16 protein-coding genes, 1 tRNA gene and 1 riboswitch are annotated in these 15,764 nt (G+C 45.1%); of the genes, 7 read left to right on the forward strand and 10 right to left on the reverse strand.

The features are described from left to right. Window positions 1–19: 19 nt before the first annotated feature. From gloA to ACXABW_RS04140, 9 genes are all read right to left on the reverse strand, one after another. Entirely contained in the window at window positions 20–436 is a 417-nt protein-coding gene (gene gloA / locus ACXABW_RS04100) for a lactoylglutathione lyase (RefSeq protein WP_457524141.1), read from the reverse strand. A 44-nt stretch (window positions 437–480) separates the two neighbouring features. Beyond that, on the reverse strand, window positions 481–1,116 hold the full coding sequence (gene nth, locus ACXABW_RS04105) for an endonuclease III (RefSeq protein WP_252029899.1): 636 nt from the start codon (window positions 1,114–1,116) through the stop codon (window positions 481–483). Window positions 1,117–1,140: 24 nt separating this feature from the next. After that, on the reverse strand, window positions 1,141–1,833 hold the full coding sequence (locus ACXABW_RS04110) for an electron transport complex subunit E (RefSeq protein WP_457524143.1): 693 nt from the start codon (window positions 1,831–1,833) through the stop codon (window positions 1,141–1,143). Further along, on the reverse strand, window positions 1,826–2,461 hold the full coding sequence (rsxG, locus tag ACXABW_RS04115) for an electron transport complex subunit RsxG (protein ID WP_265686480.1): 636 nt from the start codon (window positions 2,459–2,461) through the stop codon (window positions 1,826–1,828). Before rsxG ends, ACXABW_RS04110 begins: the two co-directional genes overlap by 8 nt. 3 nt (window positions 2,462–2,464) lie before the next feature. Next, complete coding sequence (rsxD, locus tag ACXABW_RS04120) at window positions 2,465–3,511, reverse strand: electron transport complex subunit RsxD (protein ID WP_457524145.1); 1,047 nt, start codon at window positions 3,509–3,511, stop codon at window positions 2,465–2,467. Further along, complete coding sequence (gene rsxC, locus ACXABW_RS04125) at window positions 3,511–6,105, reverse strand: electron transport complex subunit RsxC (protein WP_457524147.1); 2,595 nt, start codon at window positions 6,103–6,105, stop codon at window positions 3,511–3,513. Before rsxC ends, rsxD begins: the two co-directional genes overlap by 1 nt. An 8-nt stretch (window positions 6,106–6,113) precedes the next feature. Then, window positions 6,114–6,704 carry an electron transport complex subunit RsxB gene (gene rsxB, locus ACXABW_RS04130; RefSeq protein WP_265686486.1) on the reverse strand — a complete coding sequence of 197 codons (591 nt, stop codon included), beginning with the start codon at window positions 6,702–6,704 and terminating at the stop codon, window positions 6,114–6,116. Next, the gene (rsxA, locus tag ACXABW_RS04135; protein ID WP_265686488.1) at window positions 6,704–7,285 is read right to left on the reverse strand and encodes an electron transport complex subunit RsxA; all 582 of its coding nucleotides are present in this window, start codon (window positions 7,283–7,285) and stop codon (window positions 6,704–6,706) included. The genes rsxB and rsxA overlap by 1 nt, the downstream gene beginning before the upstream one ends. A gap of 257 nt (window positions 7,286–7,542) precedes the next feature. Next, window positions 7,543–7,618: transfer RNA gene (locus tag ACXABW_RS04140), tRNA-Asn, on the reverse strand. 566 nt (window positions 7,619–8,184) lie between these two features. Here ACXABW_RS04140 and uvrB point away from each other — a divergent pair. From uvrB to luxU, 3 genes are all read left to right on the forward strand, one after another. Next, complete coding sequence (gene uvrB / locus ACXABW_RS04145) at window positions 8,185–10,215, forward strand: excinuclease ABC subunit UvrB (RefSeq protein WP_457524150.1); 2,031 nt, start codon at window positions 8,185–8,187, stop codon at window positions 10,213–10,215. Between the two features lie 292 nt (window positions 10,216–10,507). Continuing rightward, window positions 10,508–11,902, forward strand: coding sequence for a quorum-sensing sigma-54 dependent transcriptional regulator LuxO (gene luxO / locus ACXABW_RS04150; protein WP_252029915.1), 1,395 nt, complete (start codon window positions 10,508–10,510; stop codon window positions 11,900–11,902). Between the two features lie 5 nt (window positions 11,903–11,907). Continuing rightward, window positions 11,908–12,246, forward strand: coding sequence for a quorum-sensing phosphorelay protein LuxU (gene luxU / locus ACXABW_RS04155; RefSeq protein ID WP_265686492.1), 339 nt, complete (start codon window positions 11,908–11,910; stop codon window positions 12,244–12,246). Here luxU and ACXABW_RS04160 read toward each other — a convergent pair. Next, the gene (locus ACXABW_RS04160; RefSeq protein WP_252029919.1) at window positions 12,232–13,122 is read right to left on the reverse strand and encodes a YvcK family protein; all 891 of its coding nucleotides are present in this window, start codon (window positions 13,120–13,122) and stop codon (window positions 12,232–12,234) included. The genes luxU and ACXABW_RS04160 overlap by 15 nt on opposite strands. Before the next feature lie 192 nt (window positions 13,123–13,314). Further along, window positions 13,315–13,457: riboswitch (molybdenum cofactor riboswitch) on the forward strand. Here ACXABW_RS04160 and moaA point away from each other — a divergent pair. From moaA to moaD, 4 genes are all read left to right on the forward strand, one after another. Further along, window positions 13,446–14,435 carry a GTP 3',8-cyclase MoaA gene (gene moaA, locus ACXABW_RS04165; protein ID WP_265686495.1) on the forward strand — a complete coding sequence of 330 codons (990 nt, stop codon included), beginning with the start codon at window positions 13,446–13,448 and terminating at the stop codon, window positions 14,433–14,435. (Overlaps the previous riboswitch by 12 nt.) A 77-nt stretch (window positions 14,436–14,512) precedes the next feature. Continuing rightward, window positions 14,513–15,025, forward strand: a complete 513-nt coding sequence (gene moaB, locus ACXABW_RS04170) for a molybdenum cofactor biosynthesis protein B (RefSeq protein WP_265686496.1) — start codon at window positions 14,513–14,515, stop codon at window positions 15,023–15,025. Between the two features lie 17 nt (window positions 15,026–15,042). After that, entirely contained in the window at window positions 15,043–15,519 is a 477-nt protein-coding gene (gene moaC / locus ACXABW_RS04175; protein ID WP_252029925.1) for a cyclic pyranopterin monophosphate synthase MoaC, read from the forward strand. After that, window positions 15,519–15,764 (forward strand): molybdopterin synthase sulfur carrier subunit, encoded by a 246-nt coding sequence (gene moaD, locus ACXABW_RS04180; protein WP_265686498.1) that lies wholly within the window; start codon window positions 15,519–15,521, stop codon window positions 15,762–15,764. Before moaC ends, moaD begins: the two co-directional genes overlap by 1 nt.

Genomic DNA, 15,764 nt, shown 5'->3' on the forward strand with positions numbered 1-15,764 from the left:
TGGCCTTTATTCGATTAAATTAGCCTTCTAAACCCGAAGAAGCCTGCTTGTTTTGAATGAGCTCTATCATGTACCCATCTGGATCTTTCACGAAAGCAATATGAGTGCTGCCACCTTTCACTGGGCCAGGCTCTCGCGTGACATTGCCGCCCGCAGCCTTAATGGCATCACAGGTAGAGTAAATGTCTTCGACACCGATAGCGATATGGCCAAACGCAGTCCCCATGTCGTACTCGGATTTACCCCAGTTATAGGTAAGTTCGATCACTGCACCTTGGGATTCGTCACCGTAACCTAGAAAAGCGAGAGTGTACTCATACTCCTTGTTTTCATTGGTACGTAGTAGGTTCATACCCATCACTTCGGTGTAAAATGAAATCGATTTATCAAGATCTCCAACTCGTAACATGGTGTGGAGAATACGGCCGTTAGACATTTCTTGCTCCTAGCTTTCTAGTATTAGTAATAAAACTGAAAGTACTACACTTCAGTCTTTTCTTTAAACTCACATAAGTCCTCGATGATACAACTACCGCACCTAGGCTTACGAGCGACACAGGTGTAGCGCCCGTGTAAGATCAGCCAATGGTGTACATCGAGTTTGAACTCTTTAGGCACAACCTTGAGTAGCTTTTTTTCGACGTCGTCGACGGTTTTGCCCATCGCAAACTTGGTTCGATTTGAAACTCTGTAAATATGAGTGTCGACAGCAATAGTAGGCCAGCCAAAAGCGGTATTGAGTACAACGTTAGCTGTTTTGCGTCCTACTCCAGGTAGGGCTTCTAGTGCTTCTCGGTTTTCTGGTACTTCACCACCATGTTGGTCGAGCAGGATTCGGCAAGTTTTTATGACGTTTTCAGCTTTAGAGTTAAATAGGCCAATCGTCTTGATGTATTCCTTAACCCCATCGACACCTAAGTCAAACATTGACTGGGGAGTGTTCGCAACTGGGTAAAGCTTATCCGTAGCTTTGTTAACGCTCACATCGGTAGCCTGTGCCGATAAAAGTACGGCGATTAACAGTTCAAATGGTGAATTCCAGTTCAACTCGGTTTGAGGGTTCGGGTTGTCGTCTCTCAATCGAGTGAGTATCTCGACTCTCTTGGTATTGTTCATGTTGAGGCTTGCTTCCAGTTTTTATTATTGATTGGTCACTCGAGCGCGTTCAATAGACGGCTTTTCTTGTTTTGGTTGGCGAGCTTCCAACTGATTATCGATAATATTTTTTAACGCGATAAGTAGTCCAACACCGATGAATGCTCCTGGTGGGAGCAGTGCCAGTAAGAAACTGTTATCAAATTGGAATACTTCGATTTTTAGTGATGTTGCCCACTCACCTAGTAGTAGGTCGGCACCATCAAATAATGTCCCATTACCTATCAGTTCTCGCATTCCACCCAGTACGACTAAAACGCTGGTCATTCCTAGTCCCATCCAAAATCCATCTTGAGCCGACGGGATCACATCGTTTTTAGATGCGAAAGCTTCAGCACGGCCTATGATGATACAGTTGGTGACAATAAGCGGAATGAAAATACCGAGAGAGAGATAAAGCCCGTAAGCATAAGCATTCATCAAGAGTTGAACGCAGGTTACGAGTGAGGCGATGATCATAACGAACACTGGAATACGCACTTCCTTTGGTACATAGTCGCGGACCAAGGATACCGTTACATTGGATCCTACAAGAACCAATAGTGTCGCTAAACCAAGACCTAGCGCATTAGTGACAGTCGATGAAACGGCAAGGAGTGGACACAAGCCTAGTAGCTGAACCAGAGCTGGGTTATTGTCCCACAAGCCATTTTTTATTAGTGTCTTATGTTCAGTCATTTGAGCCTCCACAGTTACGTGGCTGAGCCAATATCGACTCTTTATTTTGATTAACGTATGTTACGGCTTGTTTTACCGCTTTTACTACTGCTCTTGGTGTAATGGTCGCACCGGTAAATTGATCAAATTGACCACCGTCCTTGCGAACCTTCCAAGCCGAGATATTCTCATCATTCACCGACTTTCCGGTAAAGCTTAGAATCCAGTCGGTTACACGTAAGTCAATTTTATCACCTAGCCCAGGGGTTTCCTGATGAGAAAGGACGCGGGTACCAGTGATCGTGCCGTTATCTTGAATACCGACAATAATCTTAATAGCACCATTATAGCCGTCTGGCGCGATCGCCTCGATGGCAATTGCGCTTGGTTTTCCATCTATAGTGGCGATATAAGCAGGCATTGATGCGTCCGTACCTAATTCAGGAGAAGACACTAACGTACAGGCTCGATACAGTTCATTATCATGTAGGTCGTGCGGAATTACTTGATTCAACACTGATAGTAGTTGAGCTTGTTCCTGTTGCTTGATCTGATCTTTAGTTAAGTATTGAGTCAGGGCGACCAGACCTGTAGAAGCACAAGCAAAAAGAGCGAGTGTAAGGCCGTTTTTCTTTATTGCGTTTAACATACCTTAGTGCCCGTAAGTTCTTGGTTTAGTGTAATAATCAATCAGTGGGACGCACATGTTAGCAAGTAACACTGCGAACGCCACACCATCAGGGAAACCACCCCAACTACGGATAATAAACACCATAACGCCGATAAACGCGCCGAAGATAAGTCGGCCTTTAACCGTAGTGGATGCTGATACTGGGTCAGTAGAAATAAAGAAAGCACCTAACATAGTAGCACCAGAAAGTAGATGAATAAGCGGTGATGCTGTCTCCCCAGGAGTGAACAGCATAAATAGTCCACTAGAGACGATAAGTCCAACTAGAAAGCTAACTGGAATATGCCAGTTGATGACACGTAATTTGATCAGCAGCAGGCCACCAGTTAAGTATGCAAGATTAACCCACTCCCAACCGATACCGGCAATGCCATTAAATTGAGGTTGTGCTAAAGCTTCCTGTACGGTGCTACCGGAATGCAGAGCTGTTTTAAATGAATCTAGAGGGGTAGCCATGGTGACACCATCGATACCGGTACGAATTTGTTGCAATGATAAGCCTTCACTATTGAATCCAGTAAAGATCATTGAAAACGCATCAACAAAAGAAATTGGGTCATTTGAAAGTTGAACAGGCTCTATCCAGCTGGTCATTTGCACTGGAAAGGATATGAGTAGTACTACATAAGCGACCATCGCTGGGTTAAATAGGTTTTGGCCAATTCCCCCATATAAATGCTTTGCGATGATGATAGCAAAGATAAGACCGATGACGATTACCCACCATGGTGAGAGTGGAGGGATAGCAACCGCTAGTAGCCATGCGGTTACAATTGCACTGTTATCTCTAAGAGCAAATAGCGGGTGGCGTTTGCGTGAGACCATCACCAGTGCTTCTAATGCCATGGCGACCATAACGGCAAAAATTAACTGAATAATTGTGCCCCAACCAAAGAAATAAGTTTGTGCCACGAGCCCCGGAAGGGCACAAATTGCAACCCATTTCATTAGGTCTGGTGTACTGCGCTTACTATGGGCGTGCGGTGAGCTGGCAATGAAAAAGGCCACTACTCTTTCTCCTCAAAACTTTGCTCTTGTTTTTCGAGCTGTTCTTTTTCAGCTTTACGCGCTTTGGCTCTTGCAATAGCAGCAGCGACAGCGGCCTTCTTTGGATCTTCTGATTCTTCAGCTTGCACATCAGTCGCGTCGGCTTCAGCAGCTTGCGCTTTACGCGCTTTAGCTCGTGCAATAGCAGCAGCGACAGCGGCCTTCTTTGGATCTTCCGATTCTTCAGCTTGCACATCAGTCGCCTCGGCTTCAGCAGCTTGTGCTTTACGCGCTTTAGCTCGTGCAATAGCAGCAGCGACAGCGGCCTTCTTTGGATCTTCAGATTCTTCTGCTTGCACTTCAGTCGCGTCGGCTTCAGCAGCTTGTGCTTTACGCGCTTTAGCTCGTGCAATAGCAGCAGCAACTGCAGCTTTCTTCGGATCTTCCGATTCCTCAGTTTGTTCTTCAGTCGATTCTGGCTCTGCCGCTTGGGCTTTACGCGCTTTAGCTCGTGCAATAGCTGCAGCGACAGCGGCTTTCTTTGGATCTTCTGATTCCTCAGTTTTCACTTCAGTCGAATCTGGCTCAGTAGCTTGGGCTTTACGTGCCTTAGCTCTTGTTATAGCTGCGGCGACAGCAGCTTTCTTTGGATCTTCCGATTCGTCAGTTTGCACTTCAGTCGACTCTGGCTCTGCCGCTTGCGCTTTACGCGCTTTAGCTCGTGCAATAGCAGCAGCGACAGCGGCTTTCTTTGGATCTTCCGATTCCTCAGTTTTCACTTCAGTCGACTCTGGCTCAGCAGCTTGGGCTTTACGCGCCTTAGCTCGTGCTATAGCAGCAGCCACTGCATCTTTTTTGCTGTCTCCTGATTCTGACGTGTCAGGAGCTGAATCTGACTCTTGTGCTTTTTCTGCTTTACGTGCTCTAGCTTGCTGCTTTCTTTCTTCGCGCAGTTTTGCCATTTCTGAATTGTCGAGCTCGGTTTTCCCTGTCTCCATCGCTGCAGCTTGCTTGGCTTTAGCTTTGGCGATCGCAGCGGCTACAGCTGGTTTTAAAGTTGGCTTTTCTTCTGCTTGGGTTTGCTCTTTTTGAGCTTTAACTCTTGCGATGGCGGCAGCAATAGCATCATCACCACTAGGCTGCTTCATGTCCTTACGACGATTTTCTGCGGCTTTCTTAAATCGGTTTTCCCGTTCGGCTTTATCACGCTCCATACGAGCATTTTTTTCTTCAAATCGTTGTTTCGCTCGCTCGGCTGATTCGGCTTCAAGCTTGCGTGTACGAATTTCTGCTTTTGCTTGGCGATAGTATTGAACAAGTGGAATTTCACTTGGACATACATACGCGCAGGCACCACACTCGATACAGTCTTTTAGGTTCAGCTCTTCACATTTATCTAACTCTTGAGCTTTTGCGTGCCATTGAAGCTGCTGAGGAAGCAGTGATGCAGGACAGACCTCTGCACATTGACTACAACGGATACATGCCATTTCAAAGCGATCCGGCGCAATCTCTTTTCGTGTGGGCGCAAGAATACAGTTGGTCGTCTTGGTAATCGGAACGTTGGAGTGGGGCAGAGTAAAGCCCATCATTGGACCACCAAGAATCAGTCTTTGGTTCTTCTTCTCGGCCTTATGGTTAAACTCAGCAAGTAGTGATTGTACCGGAGTTCCTATTGGAGCCCAGACATTACGTGGCTGCTTAAACGTACTACCGGTTAAGGTAACAATTCTTTCGATAAGCGGCTCGCCATCACAGACTGCACGTTTGGTTGCGTATAGAGACCCTACGTTTTGCACTAAAATACCGATGTCTGCAGGAATACCGCCATTTGGCACTTCTTTATTGGTCAGTATCTTAATTAACTGCTTCTCACCACCGGATGGGTATTTGGTTGGGATCACGCGGACAACAATTTGGCTGTCATGTGCCGCTTGAGTCAGGGCTTCAACGGCTTCTGGCTTGTTATCCTCAATACCTATAATCGTCAGCTTAGGTTTGAGGATGTGTTCAACAATCTCAATACCTTTAATGATCTCTTCTGCATAATGACGCATTAATGTGTCATCAGCAGTAATGTATGGCTCACATTCGGCCGCATTGATGATCAGAATTTCGGTACGGGCCAAGCCTGATTGAATTTTTTTAGCCGTCGGAAAGCCTGCGCCGCCCATGCCGGAAATCCCTGCTTGTCGAATATGCTCGATTAGCTCCTCAGGGGACTCCTGAGTGAAATCTGGTGATGGTTTAAGTTCGCACCATGTGTCTTGCATATCTGGGCGAATGACGACACACAATTCTGATAGGCCAGAAGGGTGAGCGGTGGTGCGTTGTTCAATTGCACTAATGGTACCAGAAGTTGGTGCATGAACTGGCAGCATAAAACTTGTGTCGTATTTGGTTAAAGGCTGACCTTTCAGCACTTTTTCACCGACAGCGACGATGAGGTCTCCTGGCTTACCAATGTGTTGCTTGATTGGCAAAACAATTTCATCCGCAATAGATGCGCGTTCAATCGGTTGGCTCAGAGATTGTTGTTTGTTCTCTGGCGGGTGTACGCCACCAGGGAAGTCCCATAGTGCACCCGATTTTATTTGTTCAATTAGTGACAACATACCAGTCCTTAACTCCCGCTATTCTGCGACTGCGATACGGCAGAATCGGTGATATCAACAACAGGAATGGCGTCCAATTGCCACTTCCAATTATCAGTAGTGGTGGCTACTGGAATCATTTCAATACAATCTGTTGGGCATGGGGCCACACATAAGTCACAGCCCGTACACTCATCTTTAATGACGGTGTGCAGCGCTTTTGTACCACCAACAATTGCGTCAACAGGGCAAGCCTGAATGCATTTGGTACAGCCAATACACATATCTTCATGGATATAAGCAACAGTCTTAACAGCATTGTCTAGGTCATGTGCAGACTCTTCGGCTTCTACTCCCATCAGATCAGCCAGTTTTTCGATAGTCGCCTGACCACCTGGAGGGCATTTATTGATCTTATCGCCATTTGCAATGGCTTCAGCGTATGGACGACAACCTGGGTAGCCACATTGTCCACACTGTGTTTGAGGCAAAATGTCGTCGATTTGGTCGACGATAGGGTCTGCTTCAACTTTAAATCGGATAGAAGCAAAGCCAAGTACAGCACCGAAAATGGCTGCGAGTACCGCAATGGCAATAACCGCAATTAATATAGAGCTCATTACAACTTCACCAACCCAGTAAAGCCCATAAAGGCAAGAGACATAAGGCCTGCAGTGATCATGGCAATCGATGCGCCTTTAAATGGAGTCGGGACATCAGCCGCGGCGATACGTTCGCGCATCGAGGCGAATAAGATAAGCACTAGTGAGAACCCCACTGCAGCACCAAAGCCATAGACGATTGATTCGACGAAGTTGTGGTTCTCGTTGATGTTTAACAACGCGACACCAAGTACGGCACAGTTGGTGGTGATCAATGGCAAAAATATACCAAGTAAGCGGTAGAGAGTCGGGCTTGTTTTATGTACCACCATTTCAGTGAATTGCACCACAACTGCAATCACTAAGATGAAGCTCATGGTTCTTAAATACTGAAGGCCTAAAGGTGCCAAAACATAGGTTTCAACAAGATATGCGCACACTGATGCGAGAGTTAGCACAAATGTTGTGGCTAACCCCATACCTATCGCGGTTTCTAGCTTTTTAGAAACGCCCATAAATGGACATAAGCCCAGAAACTTTACCAGTACAAAGTTGTTGACTAGGACTGTGCCTACCAACAACAAAACATATTCGGTCATAGTTATATAGTTTAGAAATTCCGATCCCAATATTATCGTGCTTTGCAAGCGCAATAACAACCAAGGAAAGCTAAGGTTTTATATCAATGGATAAAATTTAGCCGCGTTTAAGAGGTTTTGTTGGCAAAGTACTGCTTGAATGAGCTCAGAATAGGAAGCGCGATAGCTCGGCTCACTCTGTTGTGTTGGTTTGGGTCAGCAACTGGTTGATACAACGAAAAAAGCCCAATCTTTCGATTGGGCTTTATTCTAGAATATGGCTCCCCCTGCGGGACTCGAACCTGCGACATACGGATTAACAGTCCGCCGTTCTACCAACTGAACTAAGGGGGAAAAGTGATTCTGGCTATTGCCGGAAGCGGGGCGAATATTATCGGCACCTTAATTTGATGTCAACACTCGAGAGGACGAAAAAAGTAAAAAAACACGATAAAAAAGTCTTTACTTTTCTGTATCCCTTACGCGTTTTGGGCTCGAATTACTTATCCACCAATTTTGTGGATAACTATGTTAATTAACCTTGAAAAACCAAATGATCGTAGAAGATGAATACTGAATTAGCGAGCAAGAAGTAGATGGCTAGCTATTGAAAATGTTGATGTTAACTAGCTAAAACCAAGATAAAGAAAGCAGCAATAAGAGTAGGCGTTTAAAGGTGGTTTTTAGATAAAATGGGGAAAAGCTGTGAATGAAAATCCACGTATTAAAAGCAAGACTACGCATTGTAAAATGCATATTGCGGTAGCGAGGGCGAAAGATATTATCAAAGTTGCAATCGATGATCTAGAGCTGAAATCAATCATTCAACAAAATAGTGAGATATTTTGCTAACACTGTCATTAGAGTGTATATATGTACAGTGAAAAGAATCAATAACGATAGCGCTTGTAGAGGCAGAAATGAGCAAACTCTTTGATTTGGTGTCTGATTACCAACCGTCTGGGGATCAACCAACGGCGATTAATCAACTACTTGAAGGTCTAGATGCAGGATTAGCACATCAAACATTGCTTGGTGTTACGGGCTCAGGAAAAACGTTTACCCTAGCTAACGTGATCGCACAAGCTCAGCGTCCCGCTATATTGCTGGCGCCAAACAAGACGCTTGCGGCACAGTTGTATGGAGAGATGAAATCATTTTTTCCTAACAACGCAGTCGAGTATTTTGTCTCGTATTACGATTATTACCAGCCTGAAGCTTATGTCCCAACCACGGACACCTTTATCGAAAAAGACGCATCAGTGAATGCCCATATTGAGCAAATGCGACTTTCCGCAACCAAGGCTTTGCTAGAGCGTAAAGACGCCATTATCGTCGCGTCGGTTTCAGCTATTTATGGCTTGGGCGACCCTGATTCGTATTTGAAGATGATGCTGCATATACGCCGTGGTGATGTGATGGATCAGCGCGACATTCTAAGACGACTGGCAGAGCTTCAGTATTCACGAAATGATGTGGCGTTTGAGCGAGGGCAATTCAGAGTGCGTGGCGAGGTGATCGATATATTCCCTGCGGAATCTGATCAAGATGCGGTGCGTATAGAAATGTTTGATGATGAGGTTGATTGTATCAGTGTGTTCGACCCGTTGACTGGCGCTGTTAAGCAGCGCGATCTACCGCGGTACACCATCTACCCTAAAACGCACTACGTTACCCCAAGAGAAAAAATTCTAGATGCGATTGAACTGATTAAAGAAGAACTTCGAACTCGTCAAACGTACTTAAAAGACAACAACAAGCTGCTTGAAGAGCAAAGAATTAGCCAAAGAACGCAGTTTGACATCGAAATGATGAATGAACTTGGTTTTTGTTCCGGTATAGAAAACTACTCTCGCTATTTAAGTGGTCGTGCAGAGGGTGAGCCACCGCCGACCTTGTTTGATTATTTACCTCATGACGGTTTGTTAGTCATTGATGAGTCGCACGTGACAGTTCCACAAATCGGCGCGATGTACAAAGGTGACCGTTCACGTAAGGAAACGCTGGTGGAATTTGGCTTCCGGTTGCCTTCCGCTTTAGATAACCGCCCAATGAAGTTTGAAGAATTTGAGTCGATTGCACCTCAAACGATTTTTGTATCGGCTACCCCTGGTAACTATGAACTCGAAAAATCCGCCGATGAAATAGCGGATCAAGTAGTTAGGCCAACGGGCTTGTTGGACCCCGAACTAGAAGTGCGCCCGGTTGCGACGCAGGTTGATGATTTGTTGTCAGAAATCAGAATTCGCTCGGCGAAAGATGAACGCGTGCTCGTGACTACTTTAACGAAGCGAATGGCAGAAGATTTAACAGAGTATCTCACTGAACATGATGTGAAAGTTAGATATTTGCATTCTGATATCGACACGGTTGAGCGCGTTGAGATTATTCGCGATTTGCGACTAGGTGAGTTTGATGTTCTAGTAGGGATCAACTTGTTACGAGAAGGTCTTGATATGCCAGAGGTTTCTCTTGTCGCGATTCTTGATGCTGATAAAGAAGGTTTCTTACGTTCAGAGCGTTCTTTAATTCAGACCATTGGTCGTGCAGCTCGTAACCTTGAAGGTAAAGCGATCTTGTACGCTGATTCGATTACTAAATCGATGAAAAAAGCGATGGATGAAACCAATCGTCGTCGAGAGAAACAGCAAGCCTATAACGAAAAAATGGGTATATCACCGCAAGCATTGAAACGTAATGTCAAAGACATCATGGAGCTGGGTGATATCACTAAGTCGAAGAAGCAACGTGCAAATAAACAAGTACCGCTATCAAAAGTTGCTGAGCCTTCGCAGACTTATCAAGCTCTCACTCCTCAGCAGTTAGAAAAAGAGATCAGTAAGCTCGAAGCGCAGATGTACAAGCATGCACAAGATCTAGAGTTTGAATTGGCGGCACAGAAACGTGATGAAATAGAAAAGTTACGTCAGCAGTTCATTACTAACAGTTAACGTTATTGTTCACATTGAATCTGATTAAAGAAAGTAAGGTATTTGAAGCAAAAAAATAGCCAATAGAAATCAATCCTATTGGCTGTAATTTGTGAATACTAAGTTCACTAACAACGTCAGTTGGCTAGGTGACCCGTTAGGGTCATTATTAATTTTGCAGTATTTGTGCCAGCCTCAAATGGCCATAATTGAGGCTATTTCACCATTTTTAAGTCAATCTTTGTCATAAATTTGCAAAATGCAATTCGTAATGCAATCATTTAAACAAAATGCAAATAACTATGGCTAGGCTATGCAACAATCTACGGATGTTCACAAATCTAAATATCTATTGATGGTCGAAGATACGGCATCTGTAGCCGCATTGTACCGCTCTTATCTAACCCCACTTGGTATTGATATCAACATTGTGGGCACGGGTCGTGATGCCATCGATAGCTTATCTCGTCGTACACCAGACCTTATCCTACTCGATCTCCGATTACCTGATATGACGGGGATGGATGTGTTGTATAACGTTAAGCAAACTCACCCAGACGTCCCTGTTATTTTTATGACGGCTCATGGCTCTATCGATACTGCTGTTGATGCGATGCGCCATGGTGCTCAAGACTTCTTGATTAAGCCATGTGAAGCAGACCGACTGCGTGTTACGGTCAATAATGCGATCCGTAAAGCGACCAAGCTACGAAATGAAGCTGGAAATGTCAGCAATCAGAATTACCAAGGCTTTATAGGCAGTAGCCAAACTATGCAAGCGGTATATCGCACTATCGACTCGGCTGCGTCCAGTAAAGCCAGTATTTTCATTACCGGTGAAAGTGGTACTGGTAAAGAGGTGTGTGCGGAAGCGATCCACGCAGCGAGTCAGCGCGGTGATAAGCCATTTATTGCCATTAACTGTGCGGCGATTCCGAAAGACTTGATTGAGAGCGAACTGTTTGGTCACGTGAAGGGTGCATTTACCGGTGCTTCCACAGATCGTCAAGGTGCAGCAGAGCTTGCTGATGGTGGTACGCTATTTTTGGATGAGCTGTGTGAGATGGACTTAGACCTTCAAACTAAGCTGCTTCGTTTCATCCAAACTGGCACATTCCAAAAAGTAGGCTCTTCTAAAATGAAGAGCGTTGATGTGCGTTTTGTTTGTGCAACCAACCGAGACCCATGGAAAGAGGTTCAGGAAGGGCGCTTTCGAGAAGATTTGTACTATCGACTTTACGTGATCCCACTGCATTTGCCGCCTTTGCGTGAACGTGGGGAAGACGTGATTGAAATTGCTTATTCGTTGCTTGGTTTTATGTCGAATGAAGAAGGAAAAGGTTTTGTTCGAATGGCTCCAGAGGTCGTGGATTGCTTCAATCGATATGCGTGGCCGGGGAATGTTCGACAATTGCAGAACGTATTACGTAATGTGGTGGTGCTAAATAATGGAAGAGAGATCACTCTGGAAATGCTTCCTCCACCACTAAACTTACCATCAGACAATCAAATCCGTATTCAACCTCAAGTGAAGGAACAAGTGTCGGTACACGACATTTTCCCTCTCTGGTTAACGGAAAAAACAGCCATAGAGCAGGCAATCGAAGCGTGTGAGGGGAACATCCCACGTGCTGCTGGTTACCTAGACGTAAGCCCCTCAACGATTTACCGTAAACTCCAAGCTTGGAACGCAAAAGAAGAGCAATAGAACCCATGACTATTATGAATCAGGAAAAAATCGACCACTTAGCCGACGAAATCGGAAAAGAAAACGTCCCTGTTTTATTGGAAATCTTCTTAGGTGAACTCAAGATGTATATCGACAACTTGGGCGATGATGGGGTAGATAATCCGAGTTATCTAAAAGAAATCAGTCACGCATTGAAAAGCAGTGCTGCAAGTTTTGGTGCAGAAGCTTTGTGCCAACTGGCTATCGAAATGGATGCCAGAGCAAAAACTGGTGAGCTATTGGATAAAGAGAGTGATGTAGAAACAATGGTGGTATTACTCAAGGATACCCAAGAGCAATACCAGCGCTTAGTTGCTCAATAGCGTTTCGATAGCCGACTGCAGTTTGCTGCGATCATGACGCCAATCTCGATTTGGCGAGGCCAATTCAGTGGTTACACAGTTCCAGCGCTCAGCTAACTCTGGATGAGGCTCGTCGCCTAGGACAATATCAATTTTCCTTGCTTGGCATGAGCGCTCACACCACTCTAATTTTTGCTCAAGTGTCATTCTTCCCGCTGGACCAAATTCCGGAGATAGGTTTTCAATAAACACCAGTTTTGCTTTTTGATTGTTCGCGATGGCTTTACCTATTTCAGGTAGAAGTAGGGGAGGCATAATACTGGTTAAAAAGCTGCCTGGGCCAAGTACGATACAATCAGCTTGCTCAATAGCGAGAACCCCTTCCTTCGTTGCTGGAACTTCTGGTGATAAATCTAAGCGAAGCAAGTCTTCTTCCATTTCATCGACGCTGGTTTCACCGGTGACCCAACGACCATCGACTGATAAAGCCGCGAGATCTGACGGGTGCTCAGACATAGGCACGATATTCACGTCGACTTTCAACATACTTCTGATGAGTTGAATCGCCTCTAGCGGACGAACCGAAAGGTTATCAAGTGCGGTGAGCATCAGATTTCCTAGGTTATGACCATCCAGCTCTCCTGCACCTTTAAATCGGTATTCAAACATCATTGAGCTTATAGACGGCTCAGTAATCAACTGATTAATACAATTGCGGGTATCCCCCCACGCAATACCGCCCTGACAATGGCGAATACGGCCCGTTGAACCACCATTGTCCGTGGTAGTGACTATGCCAGTGGCGTTACTACCAAAGTCCTTCAGTGCGGCCAGCATACGACCTAGACCATGCCCACCACCAATAGCGACAACTTTGTTAGTTTTATACACAGACATCTAATTCTTCTTATTCGTTTAAACTGAACTACAATCTAGATTAATTCATTCACAAACCCTACTCAATAGTAGGTAATTTGAGTAGTCGACGCGATTTTTTGACCCAGAGGGTAGAAACACGCACAATTATTAAGTATTTTATTGGTACAAAGTGTTTAATTGATTTAGCTACTATCGCTCCACAATGAGTGGTAGTTGCCATAACTCCGAGCTCTGCAAGCTAAGTTCAGTAGTTAGATGGATAAGCGTGCAAAGCCAGTGACATATTGTCACAAGGGCATAATTGGAAATGATTCTGCCTCCCGTGTTTGGAAAGGTGTTCCGTGGCGCAACAATTCGAAGATAGATTCCATCGCAAGTTTTATTACTTGCGCTTGTCTGTTACAGATGTCTGTAACTTTAAATGTACATATTGTTTACCTGATGGTTACAAGCCGTCGGGTAAGAAAAACTCGTCCTTCTTAAACCTCCCTGAGATCAAACGTGTTGTACGTGCGTTTGCCGATTGTGGTACGTCGAAAGTTCGCATTACCGGTGGTGAACCAAGCTTGCGTAAAGACTTTACCGATATTATCCATACTGTCGCGCAAACTGATGGCATAAAAAAAGTCGCAACTACAACCAACGGTTACCGTATGGAAAAGCAGGTTGCTGACTGGAAAGAGGCTGGCCTCACTCATATTAATGTTAGTGTCGATAGCCTAGATCCTCGCATGTTTTATCAAATCACAGGCGAAAACAAGTTTAGCCAAGTGATGGCAGGTATCGACCGCGCGTTTGAAGTCGGTTATGAGCAAGTCAAAGTGAATGTGGTGTTGATGAAAGACCTCAATCACAGCGAGCTACCCGCTTTCCTTAATTGGATTAAAGATAGACCCATCCAGCTCCGCTTCATTGAATTAATGCAAACTGGCGAAATGGATGATCTGTTCCACCGTCATCATGTATCTGGTGTGGCGATTCGAAACCAACTGATTGCCAATGGTTGGTTACTCAAAGTTAGAGCCGCAAATGATGGCCCTGCACAGGTATTCGTTCACCCAGACTACAAAGGTGAGATTGGCCTTATCATGCCGTACGAAAAAGACTTCTGCGAAAGCTGTAATCGTCTTCGTGTCTCGGCAACAGGTAAATTGCACTTATGCTTGTTTGGCGATCATGGTGTCGAACTAAGAGACTTGCTTGAAGATGATACGCAAGAAGCTGCGCTGATCGCTCGTATTCAAGAACAGTTACAAACTAAGTCGGTGAGTCATTTTCTCCATGACGGCAACTCGGGCATGACGCCACATCTCGCTTCCATCGGCGGTTAGCACAAACCAAACCATTCAGCGGCTGAGTTTGTGACTCGGCCTGCACAGTAATAATTAGATTAAAAGTAGGTGAACAAATGGGTCACGCAGAAAGCAAATTCCAACCAGCGAACATCGCAGTATTAACCGTTTCTGACACTCGTACAGAAGAAAATGACACATCAGGTGGCTACTTAGCTGAGCAAGCGAAAGAAGCGGGCCACAATGTTGTTGATAAGCAGATCGTGATTGATGATATGTACAAAATTCGTGCAATTGTTTCTCAGTGGATTGCTGATGAAAATGTACAGGCAGTGATGATCACTGGTGGTACGGGCTTTACGTCTCGTGACAGCACTCCAGAAGCCCTGGTTCCGCTATTTGATAAGCAAGTAGAAGGTTTTGGTGAGCTATTCCGTATGGTTTCTTACGAAGAGATCGGTACATCGACGATTCAATCTCGTGCAATCGCTGGTTTCGCTAACCACACAGTTATTTTTGCTATGCCTGGTTCAACAGGTGCGTGTCGCACTGGTTGGACTAAGATCATCAAGCAGCAAATGGATGCGAGCCATCGTCCTTGTAACTTCATGCCACACCTATCGGTATAGTTAGGAGTGGGACTACAATGAGCCAATTTACTCATATCAATGCCTCTGGTGAAGCGAACATGGTGGATGTGTCTGCAAAAGCAGAGACAGTCCGTGAAGCGCGCGCTGAAGCGTTTGTACATATGGCGCCAGAAACGCTAGAGCTTATCGTCTCTGGTTCACACCATAAAGGCGATGTATTTGCGACGGCCCGTATTGCAGGAATTCAAGCGGCGAAAAAAACATGGGATTTGATCCCTTTATGTCACCCACTTCTATTATCTAAAGTCGAAGTTCAACTTGAGGCAATCGAAGCGGAAAATAAAGTACGTATTGAGTCAGTTTGTAAGTTAGCTGGCAAAACAGGTGTTGAAATGGAAGCGCTGACTGCAGCTTCTGTGGCAGCTCTTACTATCTACGACATGTGTAAAGCGGTGCAAAAGGATATGGTGATTAGCCAAGTTCGTTTGCTAGAAAAGACCGGTGGTAAATCTGGTCACTTTAAGGCGGAATAATGATTAAAGTCCTTTTCTTTGCTCAAACTCGTGAGTTAGTGGGTACTGATAGCGTGGAGCTAGAAGCTCAGTTCGAGACTGTTGAAGCAGTACGTGCTCATCTAGCAGTGCAACCGGGTAAATGGGAGCTGGCGCTTGAGCAAGGCAAATTGCTCTGTGCCGTAAACCAATCGATTGTTCCACTGGATACTCAGATCACTGATGGTGATGAAATTGCGTTCTTCCCACCAGTAACGGGAGGTTAA

It is taken from the genome of Vibrio paucivorans (assembly GCF_054053395.1).

Bases quoted from the DNA above. Each gene is read 5' to 3' on its own strand.
- luxO (WP_252029915.1), top strand. From the start codon at position 10,508: ATGCAACAATCTACGGATGTTCACAAATCTAAATATCTATTGATGGTC.
- rsxG (WP_265686480.1), bottom strand. From the start codon at position 2,461: ATGTTAAACGCAATAAAGAAAAACGGCCTTACACTCGCTCTTTTTGCT.
- rsxC (WP_457524147.1), bottom strand. From the start codon at position 6,105: ATGTTGTCACTAATTGAACAAATAAAATCGGGTGCACTATGGGACTTC.
- moaD (WP_265686498.1), top strand. From the start codon at position 15,519: ATGATTAAAGTCCTTTTCTTTGCTCAAACTCGTGAGTTAGTGGGTACT.
- moaC (WP_252029925.1), top strand. From the start codon at position 15,043: ATGAGCCAATTTACTCATATCAATGCCTCTGGTGAAGCGAACATGGTG.
- gloA (WP_457524141.1), bottom strand. From the start codon at position 436: ATGTCTAACGGCCGTATTCTCCACACCATGTTACGAGTTGGAGATCTT.
- luxU (WP_265686492.1), top strand. From the start codon at position 11,908: ATGACTATTATGAATCAGGAAAAAATCGACCACTTAGCCGACGAAATC.
- rsxB (WP_265686486.1), bottom strand. From the start codon at position 6,704: ATGAGCTCTATATTAATTGCGGTTATTGCCATTGCGGTACTCGCAGCC.
- uvrB (WP_457524150.1), top strand. From the start codon at position 8,185: ATGAGCAAACTCTTTGATTTGGTGTCTGATTACCAACCGTCTGGGGAT.
- ACXABW_RS04160 (WP_252029919.1), bottom strand. From the start codon at position 13,122: ATGTCTGTGTATAAAACTAACAAAGTTGTCGCTATTGGTGGTGGGCAT.
- ACXABW_RS04110 (WP_457524143.1), bottom strand. From the start codon at position 1,833: ATGACTGAACATAAGACACTAATAAAAAATGGCTTGTGGGACAATAAC.
- moaB (WP_265686496.1), top strand. From the start codon at position 14,513: ATGGGTCACGCAGAAAGCAAATTCCAACCAGCGAACATCGCAGTATTA.
- rsxA (WP_265686488.1), bottom strand. From the start codon at position 7,285: ATGACCGAATATGTTTTGTTGTTGGTAGGCACAGTCCTAGTCAACAAC.
- nth (WP_252029899.1), bottom strand. From the start codon at position 1,116: ATGAACAATACCAAGAGAGTCGAGATACTCACTCGATTGAGAGACGAC.